This window comes from Paenibacillus anseongensis, from assembly GCF_009757995.1.
GTDB classification, from domain to species: domain Bacteria; phylum Bacillota; class Bacilli; order Paenibacillales; family NBRC-103111; genus Paenibacillus_E; species Paenibacillus_E chondroitinus.
In genome coordinates, this window is the sequence record NZ_WSEM01000003.1 from 52,679 (window position 1) to 69,736 (window position 17,058).

Sequence of the window (17,058 nt, forward strand, 5' to 3'; positions counted from 1 at the left end):
CAAGGTGTTGCTATTACTTCACGCTGACTTTATCCTCTCCAACAATGCGGGTTACGTCTTGCTGATACTTCTTCATCGCATCGGCAGGTGAGGTGCCTGTCGCCACAGACTCAACCATAGCCTGTATTTGTGTGGATACTTCTGGATATTTATCACGAGCAGGTCGGAACTCCGCATTTTTCAAATAATCCGTAGCAATGGAATTAAACGGCATTTGCGTATAGCCCGGATCTTTGGCAACGTCGGCCCGAACCGTAATGTTACCGCCTGCAATTACAAGTTTTTGCGAGTTTTCTTTGTTAAGCGCATATTTGATAAAGTCCCAAGCCTCGTCTTTATGTTGAGCATTAGTAGGAACAGACAGCGCCCATCCGCCAGCTAATGTAATGGAACCTGGAGCTTGACCTTTACTTGTCGGCATTGGAGCAAAGCCCAAAACGTCTTTATACTCCGGCCATGGAGCTGCACCATTCGGCAGATAGTTGCCCGCAATCCAGGAACCGTCCAAGGAGATGCCGAGTTTGCCTTTTGGCAAATATTCACGAGCAGAGGAGTTGCCCGCTTGGCCGTTCAATACTTTGGAAAGAGGTGGGCCAAGTTTCTCTTTGTTAATGGTATCGACAAATGTAAGCGCATCCACAATACCTTGACTTTTAACAGTCCATTTCGAAGTCGCGTCATCATAAAGTCTTTCGCCTGTCCCGTAAAGCAGCATTTCGTAAGTTTGCATGGAAGTCGCTTCGCCAGTTGCTTTACCCATGTTCATCCAGAAAGGTACAACATCCTTGGCTGCTTTTTCCTTGATTGTTCTTGCTGCGCTCAAGACTTCATCCCAAGTTTTTGGTTTCCAATCTTCAGGCAATCCGGCTTGTTTGAAAATTTGCTTGTTGTACCAGAGTCCCCGGGAGTCCGTGTTATACGGTACGCCGTAAATTTTACCGTCGGCGGCTGTTACCCCTTTTTTCATCGCTTCGATGAAGGAACCATTTGTCCAGTCGGCCCAGGTTTTTACTTTGTCATCCAAAGGAGACAAGAGGCCGGCGCTGGCATCGGAGTTTAACATGAAGGTGTCTTCTGTAACGATATCCGGTGCTGTGTCTTTGGATTTGAGGGCTAGCGCAATCTTCGCGAAGTAATCGCCTTCAGAAGCCTGGATCGGCGTCTGCTTGATGATGACATCTTTGTTCGGATAGCTGGCAGCCGCATCTTTAAACCATTTGAAGAGCGTTCCGTTCTCACCAGTACCATCGTCTCTATATGTGATGGTGATGGTTTTTTTTGCAGCATCGGGTGCTTTCGTTTCCTTTGCTGCAGCTGTAGCTGCACTAGTTGCTGCCGGGGCCGTTGTACTGGCTGTGGTGTTTGTCGTTTCAGTCCCCTTCGAACAGCCGAATAACACAGTTGCACACAAGACACAGGTGGAGATGGATAACATTTTTTTATTACTCCGATACATACTGTTACCTCCTCAGAAAAGTAAGAATAGTATGACACTTCCTGATACAAACAAGCCGGTAAATGTGTTTGTATACTAAGTATAATAATATGGGCAAATCTACCATGTCCACTACGATTTTGCGACATGCATGTACAAAATTTTACTGTTTCGACGGTAGTAGACAGCGATAGAGAAATTAGAAAAAACAAAAACCATGGAATTTGTATTCCACGGTTTCTCTGTTCATAAATTTACTTGCTATTCTTTCACAATCATTCTATGTTCGACAATTCTCTGTTCTGTGACAACTTCTCCATATAACTGCGAGACCAACAAATCCACCGCTTCTTCGCCCATCCGTTTCTCATCTTGCCTAATGTGAGTGAAAATTGGTTTTCCCAAAAAATCGTTTAAGGAGTCGAAGCACACGATATCGTAGGTCTCCAACCTCTTTCCTTGTGAATCAATGGCTTGAGCCAACATGGTGGCGACCAAATATTCCGAAACAACAAATGCTTTTACATGGATGTTTTGTTCCAAAAAACTTTTGAGCGTCTCTAAATCCTCTGCCCATGAACCTGAACGGGTCCCTGTAATATTCGTTAAACAATAATCCTGATCCAACTTCAGTCCTTCCCGGGTAAAAGCCAGTGTATATCCCAAAAGCCTATCTTCCAGCGCTGACGTATTTTCGACCGGTGGAGATAAATAGCCGATGTTTTGATGGCCTTTCTCGATGAGATGAAGCGTAAGTTCTTCCGCAGCTTTTCTATTATCCGTGTAAACGGAACATACCGGAATGCCTTTCAAATACCGATCGACCAATACAACAGGAAACTTGCCCCAGACCAGACGAATGAGTTCCGCATTATAATGCGTGCCATGGACGGGGGTCACGATTAATCCTTTGACACCTAATCTGACAAAAAGTTGGATCGCCTGCTCTTCATCCTCTTTGCTGCCGCCAGTCCTCTTGATGATTAAATCGCACCCATGCCGCGCGCTCTGCTTTTCCATGGATTGAAGAAGCTTCAAACCATATTCATCCGAAAAACCTGGAATAATTAATCCAATGAGTGGCCTTTCTTGAGCAGGGATCTCCGCATTCGTTCTTTCCTCCGATTGGCGCATTTGCTCCAAACTCGAAGTATAACCATTCGCCACAAACGACCCTTTTCCCTGGATACGTTTGATAACACCCGCTTCTGCCAACCTTTCGAGCGCCTTTTTAGAAGTAATGCGGCTAACACCAAATTGTTCGGCCAATTCTTTTTCGGATGAAACACGATCCCCAGTCTTTAATTTACCCTGTTGAATCTCATGCACGATATGCGTATACAACTGTTTGTATAAATGCGTCTCCATTTTATTCACCCTAACGCTTTATGTTGATATACTTAATATATCATTTCAGGGATGAATATCAATTCTAATCTATTATCCAACGGTCAATGCAAAAAAACAGCTGAACATCATCAGCTGCCTTGTCTAGAAAGATTCTCCCTGCCGGTCAGAAAGATTTTTGTCATATTAGCCACGCGTGTACCTAAAGATTCACCTAATAAGATCCCCTTCTCGTAAAGGGAATGACTAAGCTCATCATCGGTATCCTCATCAGGCGAGGTAACCCCTATTCCATAATAGCTGCCGTAAAATGCATTCCCCGGAATACTAGCGGGTAATCCGACAACCATCATGCCTTGATGCAACATCGGTGTAATCAAGTTAAGCAAAGTCGCCTCGATGCCACCATGTACGGTTGCTGTTGTACAGAAGACTGCACCGATTTTATCAACTAGATTTCCTTCCGCCCATAACGAACCGAGCTTATCAATCCAAGCTTTTAAGCCCGAACTAATCGTGCCGAAGTGTCCGGGGCATCCCCAGATAATTGCATCCATCTGAGCAAGATCCCTGACATTTGCGTTATTGACATGATGGATAAAAACCTCTGTCCCTTCCACATTTTTAGCGCCTTTTGCAATGGATCGAGCAAGCTTTTCTGTATGCCCAACCTCGCTATCATAAACGATATAAATCTTCATCGTATACCCTCCTACATACAGTAGTTTTATCACTATTTCACAATAGCCCATCTCTTATAAACTTAAAGTTGGTCTGACTCTTCTTTCAGTTTTTTAAGCGCATCTCGATAGGCTTTATCGTCAATGACAACCGCATCACTCGTATCCTTCTCATTTCCCTTTAACCCGTGAAGAGCCTTCCTGTAATCACTATCGTTAAAAAGCATATCTTTTTTTGGAGAGTTAGATTTGTTTGAAAAACCTTTTATTGCATTACGAAATTCATTATCAGCAGCCGTGTGCTGAGCCGCATATTTAATTTCTCCAAGTCGTTCTGTGGGTTTATATGCAGGCTTTATTTCACTTTCTTGAAGTGATGGAACTTCATCGGTACCTTGTTTTACTTTTTTGATAAAGAAGGAAAGCACCAGACCAACAACACCAATAGCAACAATAACAAGATAGGCATCGTTAATTCCTTCTATGGTTGCATTTGTTATAATTTGAGCCTGTGTTGCGCCTGCAGCTGCTCCACCATTAGCCATCATATCCTGAAGATGCGTTTTTGTTCGATCGCTCATGACAGTTACAAGCAGAGAGGTGCCGATAGCTCCCGCTACTTGACGCATGGTATTTGAGATTGCTGTCCCATGAGGGTTCAATCTTGCTGGCAATTGATTCAAACCTGCGGTTTGAATTGGCATCAGTAATAAAGCCATGCCAATTCGCCGTGCAGTAGACATGAGCACCAAATAGGTGTATGTCGTTGAGTCTGTTAATTCAACAAAACCAAGCGTTGTTCCAATCGTAATGAGCAATCCAATGATTGCCAACCATTTTGCACCAAATCGATCGAACATTTTACCGGTTACAGGCATTAGGAAACCCATCACGAGAGCTCCAGGAAGCAACAAAAGTCCGGACTCCAGAGCGGTATATCCTCGTGCATTTTGCAAATAAAGCGGCAGCAGCATCATATCTGCATACATAATCATCGTCACCGCGATACCGATGATCGTCGTCAAGGAAAACATACTGTAACTGAATGCCCGCAAATCGAGCAGAGGAGTCTTCGATGTCAACTGAAGCCAGGAGAAAATAACAAGCGAAACAACACCAACAGCGATTGTTACAAGAACCTCCGTACTCGACCAACCCAAGCTTCCTGCTCTGCTAAAGCCATACAGCAGGGAGCCAAATCCGATGGTAGAGAAAGTGACGCTAAGGATATCGAAGCGAGCGTTGATTCGTTCTGATACATTTTTCAAAAAAGTGAACCCGCAGGCGATAACAATAACAGCAAATGGAATCATGCCATAAAACATGACCTCCCATTTGTAGTGTTCCAAAATATAACCCGCTAGTGTGGGTCCAATGGCTGGAGCAAAAATGATGGCAAGTCCCATCATGCCCATTGCAGCCCCTCTTTTTTCGGGCTCGAATAACGTTAAAATAACCATTGAGAGGAGGGGCATAACAATGCCTGCACCAGCTGCTTGAATCATTCGACCCGTAAGAAGAGTTGGGAAGTCGTCTGCAATTGCAGCAACTACAGTACCAAGAAGGAAAATGATCATCGAAGCCTGAAACAGCTGTCTTGTACTGAATCGCTGCATGAGGTACGCGGTAATAGGGATTAGTACTCCGTTAACCAACAGGTAACCGGTTGTCAGCCATTGGGCAGTTGTGGCCGTGATACCAAAGTCCTTCATGAGTTCAGGGGTTGCAACGCTCATAACCGTTTGATTCAATGTGGCCAAGAAGGCCCCCAAAATCATAACAAACAAAATAGGCCCTTTTCTGATTGAACTGCTTGCTGTTTCCTTATTTGCAACACTCAATGCTATCGATCCTCTCCAAATACTTTAGATTAACTGCCATAAAAAATATTGATTTTAGTATGTTTAGAATGGCAGGTTTGTATCCAAACGCGGGTCAAAACATATCTGACACATGTCCCAAAAGCACAATCATTCATTTATCATTTTGTAAGGTTTCGAAACTGCTATATGAAGCAAAAAACCTTATCCGAACAAAAGACCTGCAAACAGTCTTCTCGTTCTCGGATAAGGTTTTCATTAGTGATCTACTACATCTCGATGTATACGTTCCCCTGCTCTACCGACAAGTCAAACTTTTCTACGAAAACCTCGTAAGTTTTCGTGCGGACTTTATGATCGACAACTAGACCGCCGGTTTTAATGTCAAATTCCCAATGGTGCCAGGGACAACGAACGATCTCCCCTTCTTGTTCATATACAAATTGCCCAGGCAACGGGGATGTGACCCATGACGTAACCGGTCCTTTGCATAAACTGGCCCCCTGATGTGGACAGTAATTAAGAATGGCATGAAGCTTTCCAGATATTTTATAAATGCCTACACTCCGCCCTTTTACATCAACAATTTTAGGTTCGCCGTCCGAGAATTCATCCCATGTTCCTACATAATGTTGCGCCATCGCTATTCCTCCGCTCTGTCCGGCATAGGCAGACCATAGTACCTGGCAGCATTGTTGTAAAAGACATTATCCGTCGTTTCTTTGTCCATCTTGGGGAAAACGAGCTTCGGCGAGTCGAAATCCCAATGCGGATAATCGCTGCAGAAGAGCAGCCTTTCCTTGGCGTGCATAGCCTCGAACAACGTATCGAACGCTTGACGGTTCGGCGTTTCCTCAATCGGTTGAGAACCGATGTACATGTTGGTGAGTAAATATTCGCTAGGCTTCTTCTTCACCCAAGGCGTCTGTTCGCGCAGTGCTTTCCAATCCTGGTCGAGACGCCACAAGTAAGGAGCGACCCAGAAGACGCCGCCTTCGATAAACGCCACCTGCAGCTCAGGAAATATTTCGAAAACGCCTTCAAAGATAAAGCTGGCCATATGAGCCATGTAAGCCTGCGTACGGGCCGCGCGGTATTCAATATAGTAAGATGGATAACCGACATTCGTAGCGGGAGCGTTCATCCCATCGCCGATAGCTCCTACATGCATGGTGAAATTGATGCCATGCTTCAAGCAAGCCTCATAGATCGGATGATACATTTTATTCCCATAAGGATGAGGCGAACCCGACGGAACATACGCCTGAACCATTCCGGGATGGGAGCCGAGCCGTTCGATCTCCCGAACCGATGCCGCTACATCGTGAATCGGCAGGTAGATGGAGCCTCTGAACCGGGGTTCCTTGTCGAGCCAATGCTCAATCGTATAGTCGTTGAAAGCGGAACACAACGCAGCCGAATAATACGTATCCGCAGTGTTCGTGGCCGCTATAAATTCACCGGTCAAAATCCCGTAGCGGATGTCGAATGGATTCAGAAGCTGCTCGACCATGAAATCCAGATCCGAGCCAGCTGGACCGCCATTTGGAGGGAAAGAATCGGCTCTTTTTCCGATATTGCCTCCGTTCAACGTACCCGGTCCCCCGCCAAGACTCGGTCCCCACAGTTCAATACGCTCTCTGTATTTTCGCGGCAAGTAAGGGAACAGCTGCTTGATGTCCTGAAACGTATGATGGATATCGCTATCAATAACGCCAATGCCTTTGCGTTGCTTTGTCTTGTTCGGCGTCGCTTCTATTAAACTCATGTTTTCATCTCCCCATCTTTTTTACCTCCCTATCATAAAACCTGAATGCCCCGTCCGAAAATGGTATTTCGCAATTTCAGTTTGGCATTTTGTAAGGTCAATGTTATACTTGACCCTACTGTCAACAGGCTGATTTCAGGAAGTGGGGACGAAGACATGAGCAAGCGGCAGCATCCTGACGAATATGAAGAATCACGCAATTATGTTGTAGATGAGCTAGCCTTGAACGGCGGCTTATGGCCAGTCCGGATGGGACGTCTCAAAGCAGGCCCGGATTATCGTTTCCCGCAGCGGATGATCGACTATTACGCATTGCATTTTGTTATAAACGGAAAGGTTCGTCATCGCTTTGGAGATCAGCACATCGAGTTAACCAAGGGCGATGTTTTTTGCGCATACCCAGGTATCGTCTACCACCATTTCATTGTTCCGTCCGGCCAGCCGTTGGAAATGATTTGGGTTTCCATCGATGGCGGGCAAACGCCGCTGCTGCTCGAAAAAGCCGGCTTCCATCCCTCTGTCCCTTATATCTCGGGTGTGATTGGGAAAGAACTTGAAACATCGCTCATCCATCTATTCAGTCAACAGGAAGATAACAGCAGTCGGCGACAAGTCGATTTGATTGCGGCAATCTACCGCATATTCGGACTTATGATCCCGCAAAAAAACACCGAAGAACCAGATGCAGGTCCTGCCGGCTGGATTCCTCGGAGCATAGAGTATATGAATATGCATTACACCGAAAATATTAACGTGCAAGATGTCGCCGCGTATATTTCAGTTCACCGGGCTTACTTCTCCAAAATATTCGCCGAGCAGATCGGAATGACGCCTATCCAATATTTGCAAAAGCTCCGCATGGAGAGAGCCCTTCAACTTCTGCAGCAAACGCGGCATTCGGTCTCGGAAATCGCCATGACGCTCGGTTATCCCGATTTATATTCTTTCAGCCGGGCGTTTGGCAAATATTACGCAGCCTCTCCGAGTAAAGTGCGCGAAAACGCAGCAAAATCAGACGGTTTGCTTCTTCATCCTGATTGACGGTATTGATTTGGCGTCATGTTGACGAACCTCTTAAATATTTTTATAAAATAATTGTCATTTTCGAATCCTACTCGTTCACCAACCTCAGTGATCGATAGCAGGGTATCTTTCAATAGCAGCTTGGCCTGCTCCACTCTGTATTGTTGGATATAGTTCGTAATGGTTGTCCCTTTTTTCTTTTTGAATAATGCGCTTACATAATGAGGATCAAACGATACGTACTCTGCCAAGCTTTTAAGCGTGATTTCCTCGCTGTAATGAAGATGAATATAATCTATGATTTTATTTACATCTCGATTCGATGTATACGCTGCAGATGCTGCCCGCTTTAAAGTCAAACAATTTTCTAGTGTCTCGTCCAACATTCGTAACAATTCAGCATGGGTTGATGCTTTATAGACGATTTCTTGGTCTACTGAAGCTTCTGAAAATTGTTTTTGATACATGCCTATAATGACTAGTCCCGCTTTTTTTACATCATGGTAATCGGTTCGTGACCTGGCATAAAGTCCCCATCTGTCAGCAAGCACTCTACGGAATTCATTCCACTTGCCATGATCCAGCAGAAGGAGCAGTGCCTTCTCCTCCTCCCAACGAAGGTCAGCAAGCGCACTGTCCGATTCGATATATGGAATCTCTCCTGCATACCATGCCTCGAGCAGGGCTCCTCTCAACTTTTTCCATGCCTGTTCCCACTCCATGGTTGGTACAAGATTGCTGCTAACCAAATGTGGGTAGCTCGTTGCACTTGCTAGCTGCACAGGTTCCCGCTGCCAGTAAAACCTGCTCTCCTGAAACTCATCCAAAAATCGATGAATCTCTACATCATCAGCAGCAACCGGGAACTCAGCTTGCCTCGAAGCGCTTGCCCAAATTTGCACGTAAGGATAGACCCGCTCTATATCAAGATCTAACGTTCTGTCTGTCACTTCTTTACCGCTGACGATGTTCCTCCAAACCTTCTGATACACAGATTGAACAACTGCTTTATGTTCCTGCTCCTTGATTTTATTATATTGTTCCTTCTCGTCCAGTTCGACACGTAGTTTCACAAGCTTTTGCTCCAACTCCGGAATACTCATAGACAGCTTTAAAATATAGCTCGATGCACCGAATTCAATCGCTTGGCGTGCATATTCAAAATCATTCATGCAGGTAAGCATGATAAATTTGGAGTCCAGCCCTTCTTCACGCGCTCGTTTTAAAAGTTCGGTCCCGTTCATCTCCGGCATCATGATGTCGGTGATAACAATGTCAGGCTTTCGAGAAAGAAGCATGTCAAGCGCTTCTCGCCCGTTGCCACTCTCACCAATCACTTGGCAACCGATAGCTTCCCAATTCACTTGCTTTAGCAGTGTACGTCTGACAAAAGGTTCATCCTCCACCAGAATTACCGTTCTCATCATAGACCTTCTCCTTGATAAGGATTTGAAATTAATAGTGGAAATTCAATTCTGACAAGCATCCCTGGTTGAAGCGGAATAAGCTCAAGCTTCCCTTCTTGACGGAACAACAATTCCAAACGTTCCTTCAAGTTAGCCAGCCCAATTCCTTTTCGCTTTCTGCCATTTTGTTCCGATGATACGTTTGGATTCAATCCATTATCCGAAACCTCCACGATGAGGTTGTTCTCTCTGCAGAAAATAGAAATTTTAATAATCCCCCCACTGCTCCTGTACATCATGCCATGCAATATGGAGTTTTCTACTAACGGCTGCAGCGTCAATTGAGGAATAAGCACGTAGTCCAACTGTGACTCTACCTCTAGCTGAATGGCAAACATATCTTCATAACGTATAGATTGAATATAGATATAGGCATTAAGCAGTTCCAACTCGTCTTTGAGGAAAATAAGCTCCTTTTCTGAACAGAGGCTTTGTTCCAGGAGTTTCCCCAGTGCTACGCAAACTTCACTAATTTCTTTTTGATCTTTATCTATTGCCTGAAACTTAATCATATTTAACGTATTTAATAAAAAGTGAGGGTTCATTTGAGATACGAGCATCTGGAAACGAACGGCTTCCTTCTGACGCTCTTCCACTCTCAGACGCTGAATCAACGATCGAATATCCTTGACCAGGTTGTTAAACGTCTTAACCAATTCAAGCGATTCCCCTACATATTTCTGCTCGGGAAGCAGCGTATTAAAGTTTTTACGAACCATTTCACTCATTTTCATCTGAAGAACTTGCAGCGGTCTAGTCATAGCGGAGGAAATCACAAACGTCATCACAATAAAAATGAGAACGAATAGGCCGAAAGTGACAAAAATCGAACGTTTAATTGTGCTGATGTCCCCTATATAGGATTCCATGGAGACCATACTAATCATGGTCCATTGCAGACTGGGGATTTGAATGGAATTGATAATTTTCATATCTTCCGTTGTATGCATAGTGGAGTCATCTCGTATAATACTATCTTTTATATCTGGAGGGAGCTGCATGCCCTGGTTTGTTTGAACCACAATATCGCCCGATGAATCAATAATGAAAGCTTCTCCTTGTATCAGTAAGTTCTTAATCGAACGTTGGAGCCAGGCCTCTATATCAAAGGTTAGCCGTATTCTGGCATACGGGTCACCGGACCGCGTTTGAAGAATGGCGTATAGAGAGAGAGTCCCTCCTCTAAAGCCGATTGAATTAGCCTTCCATGTGGATAACATACCGTTTTGCTCAAGGTCAGCGAAAACAGAAGGCATCTCCAGATCCCGCTCCTGCTAGAGATTTGACAAAGGGAATTTGAAAGATTCCCCCTTCCAATCTTGCAGCGTATAACTGACAAACTCATTCTGCGGCACCAGTTTGCTGCTGCTTGCAGCGATCCGCTCCATAATTTTCTCATCCCGTTCCGGGTTTAAATCAGCCAAAGTTAACAAGTGCGTCAATTCCTCATCCTTCTCCAACTCCAAATAGCGTTGAAGCATGGCAAAGCGTATATCCTCCAAATTACTTTTCAACAGATTAACCTGTGTCTGATTCTGTTTATGAAGTCGGGTTATAATCGTATTTTCCATTTTGTTGTAATTGTAAATTTGTAAGAATGTAAACGGTATCACAATGAGCAATAGAAAGGCAAAGAATAGCCGATATTTCAATTTATGCGGTACCCACTGTTGTAGGCGGAACATTGGCTCTTCACTCCCTCCTCATTTCATCTATATAATAGCATACAATTTATACATTTTATCTCAATAAAGAAAACTAAGCATGCCAGTTTTGTACTGACGGGCTTAGTTCATGAATTTTAATTCGAAACGTTTGTCCTATAGGTATAGCAGCCTTGCTCGTTCAGTTGGAACTCTACAAGGTCATTTCCTGACCGCAGCTTCCCGCACTTGCCAGACTTACCGTAAAGATTAGCGTGAATCCGTCTGCCTCCCTGCTCCCATCTTAGATCAACGGTATAACCGCCTTTGGCTCTTAGGCCGCTCACGTAACCACTTTCCCAAACATCCGGTAGGGCAGGAAGCAGATCAATACAGCCTTCGTACTCACTTTGCAGAAGCATTTCCGCTATCCCTGCGGTCAGACCGAAGTTGCCATCCATTTGAAATGGCGGATGAACATTGAACAAATTATCAAATGTCAACTCTTCCAGTGTTCCTCGCAACAGCTTATACGCACGATTGCCATCCTGAAGCCGGCTCCATAGATTCACTTTCCAGGCCCTGCTCCATCCCGTTCCTTGATCACCTCGGCAATTCAAAACAACCTTGGCACCTTCAGCCAGCTCATGCGTTCGATTTGGTGAGATCAGAGATGCAGGATGCAATCCAAATAACTGTGAAACATGCCGGTGCTGATCCTCCGGGTCGTCCCAGTCGTGTTCCCACTCTTGGATTTGTCCATAACGCCCCAGACGAACCGGAGCCACCTTCGGTAAAGCGCGTTCCAACTCCGCTCTGAATTCGTCATGGATGCCGAGAATATCGCAAGCTTTCAAACAGTTGTGAAACAAGCTCTCCACAATCCGATGATCCATCTCGCATCCGTCACTTACCGTGCAGCGCTGTCCGTTAACAACAAACGCATTCTCAGGCGAAGTGGAAGGCGAGGAAACCAGCTGCCCTTCTTCGTTCTCCGTCAAATAGTCGAGGTAAAACTCAGCGCTCTCCTTCATAATCGGATATGCGGTTTCAACCAAATACGCATGGTCCAGGTTAAAGCAGTATACCTGCCAAACATCTTCGCATAGCCAACCTGCACCGCCGATAAAAAGCCCGTTTACAGCGGCAGCATAGGGCTGCGTAAAACCCCAGATGTCAGATTTTTTGGCCGCAAACCAGCCTCTGGCATTAAAAAATTTCTTCGCGGATAGTCTGCCACTTGGCCGCAAGCGGTCAATGAAATCGATCATAGGGGCATGACATTCCGCCAGATTCGTTGATTCGGCATGCCAATAATTCATATTGAAATTAATGTTGTAACAGAACATCGAACCCCACATCGGGTTATTGCTATTGTTCCATATCCCTTGCAGGTTTGCGGGCAAATTGCCAGGACGTGAAGAGCTTATCAACAAATAGCGCCCGTATTGAAAAAGAAGCGACTCAAGTCCAACGTCGTGCTCGCCCTCTCGATACCGTTGCAAACGCTCATCCGTTGGCAAGTGATCGTTGTCCAGTCCATCAATCTTTAACTCGACCCTTTTAAACAGTTGTTGATAGTCGACTACGTGAGCTGCAAGCAGGTTATGGAACGACTTTTCTGCAGCTTGATCTAGAACAGACCGATTCAATGTCGTATAATCCTTGCCACGGAATGACTCCCGGCTTGCATCGTAATCCGTTGCGGCGCTGAGCAGCAGCATGACTTCATCAGCTTCACGAATGAATAAAGCGTCATGATGCGCCTCGATTGTGCCGCCCTTAGTCATAATACGAATCTGTGCTTCATATGCCAGATTCGTAATGCTCCCGTTCATTGTCACTCGAGAACCTGCCTGATCGTAAGAAATTATCGCCCCCGCCTGCGCACTGACCAACTGTAATTTCATAGTTAAGGCATTCGGCTTGCTGCAGCGAAAACGCATGACCATGACATTATCCGGGCAACTGGAGAAATATTCACGATAAAACTTCTGATCCTCACACCGATAACTAACGCGAGCAATCGCCTCATCAAGATCAAGCTCTCTGAGATAATCGCTTACTTTTCCATCAGGATGTTCCATCTCTACGAAGATATCGCCAAAATTTTGGTACATCCCAAAGTCGCTTTCATCCCCGTATGAGGCTGGCTTCAGAAACGCTGTTTCCGCATGCCTTTGAGCCGCCACATACTGTTTATGCTTCAAATGTTCTCTGATAGGATTGAACTCCTGATAGGGGGCGCCTTCTATTAGAGCAGGCCGCCCCGTAAAGAGCGACTCTTCATTAAATTGAATACGTTCACATTCAATCCCGCCGAATACCATTCCTCCTAATCTCCCGTTGCCAATGGGAAGAGCATGCTCTTCCCAAAGCTCAGCGGGCTGTCGGAACCAGATTCTGTTCATCTGACTAACCTCCATTGCTTATTTCAAGGTACCATTTTCCTTCAATTGCTTGTTGGCCTGATCGACAAGCAGCGTATACTTGAATGTTTTTTCCAATGTTTGAAGGAATTTATCATAATCGTCTAAACTTGATTTTCCGTATTCAAATTTAAGGAATTCTTCCTCAATATAACGCCGAACATCAGCTGCCTGAAAACCTTCTGGCAGGTCTATGAATCCATTTAAAATGGTAATACGGGGAAGCTCAACACTTTTCTTTATCACAGCAGCAGATGCGGGGAATTTAGTAGCCAAATATTGCTGTTCGGGGCGACCAACGAATTGGTAGATCCAGGAATACGATGCCTCTGTTGCTTTATCCGTTAATGTAATTTTATCGCCATCCTGTGTGAAGTGCCTATCTTTAACGCCAAACTGTACTAAATTCGAGCCTTCTCCTTTGGAGGTGTAGCTTAGTAATTTAAAGATCGCGTCCAGCTTCTCAGGGCTTTTGGCAAGTGTTGCAGGTATGGCAACATATTGGGAGACTGCTCCCGCATCAACAATACCGACTTGTCCGCCAAGTGGGCTCTTTAAATTGTCAATGAGTACCCATTCCGCATTTGGATTTGCTGCTTTGATTTTAGTAAGCGAATCCACACGGGCAAAATTAGTCCAATTGTTATAGATAATCCCGGCTTTACCTTGGTATGCCTTCGTCGTCGAATCAGCCGGTTTGGCACTTGTCGCATCAGGATCGACAACATTGGCAGCGATTAGCTTCTGAATATAGGCAAGTGCTTGTTTCGTATTGGGATCATAGAGAGAATTGATCAATTTCCCATCCCTTAAATAAAAGCCTCCTGGCATAGGAATGTTCGGTCCACCTGCTGTAGCAGAGTTGACTGTGCCGAACAATGTGAATATGCCATTGAATACCGTGCTGGCGTCACCCGTAATACCATACGTATCTTTTTTTCCATTCCCATCGGGGTCGTTCTCTGTGAACGCTTTCGCTACGTTAAAAAGCTCATCTGGTGTTGTAGGTTGCTTCAGCCCCAGCTTATCCAACCAATCCTTGCGAATCCAGTAAGCTTCGACAAAGAGATTTGGTTTCAGTGTAAAGCCGAACTGCTTACCATTAACCACACTTTTCTTAAAATTCTCCTCGCCAAGCACAGACTTAACATCCTTCAACTTGTCTAAATAAGGTGCCAAATCCAAGAGTAATCCGTTTTTGGCAAATTCCTGATACTGAACCTTCTCTAGGTACATCAGGTCAGGCAGCGAATTCGATGCCGCTCTAACGTTCAGTTGAGCCTTATAATCATCGGCATTCAATCCGGAAGTTACCTTTAGATTAAGGCCGAGCTTCTCATCCAATGTTTTCTTTTCAAAATCATCTTCTGGAATCTTCACCCCCCAACCGTTAATTGAGGTTTCAATAGCAACCGGCCCCGTTGATTTGGTGGCAGTATCGCTCACTGCTGGTGTCGGGGAAGTCGCTGGAGATGTGCTCGTGCAGCCGGTTAACACACTACTTAACAATAGGACAGATAGGACAGAAAGCTTAATATTTCTTCTCAAAGTTACCCCTTCTCTCTTGTTCAAATTCCTTACACTATTAAATTAGCAATTTCAATTGACAACTGGAATGAACAAATATGTGATCTTCATAGAACAAAATGGTTATCCTTTCAACGAACCCATGAGCATGCCTTTCATAAAATGCTTCTGAATAAACGGATAGACAGCAATAATTGGCACACTTGAAACAACAACGGCAGCCATGTTAAGTGTCATTGTTGGCACAACGACTTCATTAATCATATTAGCTAGAGTAGATGATGTAATAATATTTCGAACAATCACTTGAAGCGGATACAGCTTGGCATCGGTTACATACATAACGGCATTGAAGAACATGTTCCACTGAGTGACCGCATAAAATAAGCCGATGGTTAGCAGCGAAGGAACGGAAAGCGGAAGCACGATTTGCCAGAGCACGCGATTCTCTTTGGCACCGTCCATTCTAGCGGATTCAAAAATCTCCTCTGGAATAGATTCCATGAAACTCTTCATGAGCAAAATATTAAAAGCCGTCAAAGCATTGGGAATCATCATAGCCCATACCGTATTCAGTAAGCCCAAATCTTGAACAACGAGATAGGTGGGGATTATCCCCCCATTAAACAACATGGTAAACACCACATACAGAAGAAAGAAAGATCGCAGCTTCAGTTTCTTCCGGCTAAGCGGATAAGCCATGAGTACAGTAAGAAAGGTAGAAATTAAGGTACCGCCAACCGTGATAATGAGACTGATACGGAATGATCTCGGGATCGCATCATCATTAAATAACGTTTTGTATGCCTCAAAATCAATTTTTGTTGGAAATATCATATAGCCGCCATGCTTAAGCACTTCCGTGTACGGTGTGAGCGATACGGATATGACATACAAGAGCGGGAACACAAATACCACGCACAAGATCAACATTGTTGCATAAATGAATATATCGAACATCCTGTCCGCATGTCCTCTTACCATACGCTCCCCTCCCAACGTTTGGCACATTGATTCGCGATAAGAATAAGTACAAAACCAATGATTGACTTGAATAGTCCCACTGCTGTTGCGACACTGAAATTCATCTGTTCAAGACCTACCCGAAACACCCAGGTATCAATAATGTCCGCTACATCATATACTTTAACATTGTACATGATATAGATTTGCTCGAAACCTGCATCCATAATCGTACCTAGCTTAAGCAGCAGCATCAAAATAATGATATTGCGAATCGATGGCAAGGTGACATGCCAGATTAAGCGCAGCCGACTTGCGCCATCAATCTTGGCGGCCTCGAAAAGTGTTGGATCAATGGCGGACATGGCCGCCAAATAAATAATCGCCCCCCACCCCAAGTCTTTCCAAATATCTGAAGCAATAAGTACGCTTCTAAACCATTCGGTTGAGCTTAGAAATGGAATTTTCCTGTCTAGCAGAGATTGCAGCCAATCGTTGAACAAACCGGAGCTTTCGGAAAGCAGCGCCATGCAGATACCATAAATAATTACCCATGACAAGAAATGAGGCATATAGCTAATCGTTTGCATCCACCGTTTCAACACGACATTGCGGCACTCATACAATAAAATAGCAAAGAGGATTGCAGGGGCCATGCCGAAAAGCAATTTGTACATACTTATCAAAAGAGTGTTTGAGAGTAATTGCGTAAAATACGGCGATTCGTAAAAATAAGCAAAATGCTTGTACCATGGGTTTGCCCAAGGGCTATCAACAATTCCCTTCAATATATTATAATTCTTGAATGCAATTGAGGCGCCATACATAGGGATGTACTTAAATATAAAGAACCAGGCTAGCCCTGGTAACAACATGACGTACCACGACTTGGTCCGCCAAATCTCTCGCATCCAACTCTGGAAGTTGCTTAGTCTACGTGCCATTGTTTCCATTCCT

14 protein-coding genes are annotated in these 17,058 nt (G+C 44.6%); 1 reads left to right on the forward strand and 13 read right to left on the reverse strand.

Translation table 11 applies throughout. The features are described from left to right. Positions 1-13 precede the first annotated feature (13 nt). The 6 genes from GON05_RS01360 to GON05_RS01385 form a co-directional block, all read right to left on the reverse strand. A complete protein-coding gene (locus GON05_RS01360; RefSeq protein ID WP_157317467.1) occupies positions 14-1,456 on the reverse strand; it encodes an ABC transporter substrate-binding protein in 1,443 nt (480 codons plus the stop codon). A gap of 240 nt (positions 1,457-1,696) precedes the next feature. Then, on the reverse strand, positions 1,697-2,803 hold the full coding sequence (locus GON05_RS01365) for a GntR family transcriptional regulator (RefSeq protein ID WP_157317468.1): 1,107 nt from the start codon (positions 2,801-2,803) through the stop codon (positions 1,697-1,699). Positions 2,804-2,913: 110 nt separating this feature from the next. Next, complete coding sequence (locus GON05_RS01370) at positions 2,914-3,483, reverse strand: NAD(P)H-dependent oxidoreductase (RefSeq protein WP_157317469.1); 570 nt, start codon at positions 3,481-3,483, stop codon at positions 2,914-2,916. A gap of 62 nt (positions 3,484-3,545) precedes the next feature. Then, entirely contained in the window at positions 3,546-5,240 is a 1,695-nt protein-coding gene (locus tag GON05_RS01375) for a DHA2 family efflux MFS transporter permease subunit (RefSeq protein ID WP_157317605.1), read from the reverse strand. 311 nt (positions 5,241-5,551) lie between these two features. Next, positions 5,552-5,923 (reverse strand): Rieske (2Fe-2S) protein, encoded by a 372-nt coding sequence (locus GON05_RS01380; protein ID WP_157317470.1) that lies wholly within the window; start codon positions 5,921-5,923, stop codon positions 5,552-5,554. A gap of 2 nt (positions 5,924-5,925) precedes the next feature. Further along, positions 5,926-7,050, reverse strand: a complete 1,125-nt coding sequence (locus GON05_RS01385) for an amidohydrolase family protein (RefSeq protein WP_157317471.1) — start codon at positions 7,048-7,050, stop codon at positions 5,926-5,928. Positions 7,051-7,206: 156 nt separating this feature from the next. On the opposite strand from GON05_RS01385, the gene GON05_RS01390 reads away from it, so the two are divergent. Further along, positions 7,207-8,091 (forward strand): helix-turn-helix transcriptional regulator, encoded by an 885-nt coding sequence (locus GON05_RS01390; RefSeq protein WP_181646081.1) that lies wholly within the window; start codon positions 7,207-7,209, stop codon positions 8,089-8,091. On the opposite strand, the gene GON05_RS01395 is transcribed toward GON05_RS01390, so the two are convergent. The 7 genes from GON05_RS01395 to GON05_RS01425 all read right to left on the reverse strand — a co-directional run bounded on the left by GON05_RS01395 (position 8,079) and on the right by GON05_RS01425 (position 17,045). Beyond that, complete coding sequence (locus GON05_RS01395; protein ID WP_185157172.1) at positions 8,079-9,497, reverse strand: response regulator transcription factor; 1,419 nt, start codon at positions 9,495-9,497, stop codon at positions 8,079-8,081. The two genes, GON05_RS01390 and GON05_RS01395, sit on opposite strands and share 13 nt — an antisense overlap. Then, the gene (locus GON05_RS01400) at positions 9,497-10,795 is read right to left on the reverse strand and encodes a sensor histidine kinase (protein WP_157317474.1); all 1,299 of its coding nucleotides are present in this window, start codon (positions 10,793-10,795) and stop codon (positions 9,497-9,499) included. The genes GON05_RS01395 and GON05_RS01400 overlap by 1 nt, the downstream gene beginning before the upstream one ends. An 18-nt stretch (positions 10,796-10,813) precedes the next feature. Continuing rightward, positions 10,814-11,224, reverse strand: coding sequence for a hypothetical protein (locus GON05_RS01405; protein ID WP_157317475.1), 411 nt, complete (start codon positions 11,222-11,224; stop codon positions 10,814-10,816). Positions 11,225-11,340: 116 nt separating this feature from the next. Beyond that, a complete protein-coding gene (locus GON05_RS01410; RefSeq protein WP_157317476.1) occupies positions 11,341-13,593 on the reverse strand; it encodes a glycoside hydrolase family 95 protein in 2,253 nt (750 codons plus the stop codon). Between the two features lie 18 nt (positions 13,594-13,611). Next, positions 13,612-15,159, reverse strand: a complete 1,548-nt coding sequence (locus tag GON05_RS01415; RefSeq protein WP_157317477.1) for a type 2 periplasmic-binding domain-containing protein — start codon at positions 15,157-15,159, stop codon at positions 13,612-13,614. A 102-nt stretch (positions 15,160-15,261) separates the two neighbouring features. Next, the gene (locus tag GON05_RS01420) at positions 15,262-16,122 is read right to left on the reverse strand and encodes a carbohydrate ABC transporter permease (protein WP_157317478.1); all 861 of its coding nucleotides are present in this window, start codon (positions 16,120-16,122) and stop codon (positions 15,262-15,264) included. Continuing rightward, positions 16,116-17,045: an ABC transporter permease gene (locus tag GON05_RS01425; protein WP_258567493.1), complete on the reverse strand. Its 930-nt coding sequence runs from the start codon at positions 17,043-17,045 to the stop codon at positions 16,116-16,118. The genes GON05_RS01420 and GON05_RS01425 overlap by 7 nt, the downstream gene beginning before the upstream one ends. Positions 17,046-17,058 lie beyond the last annotated feature (13 nt).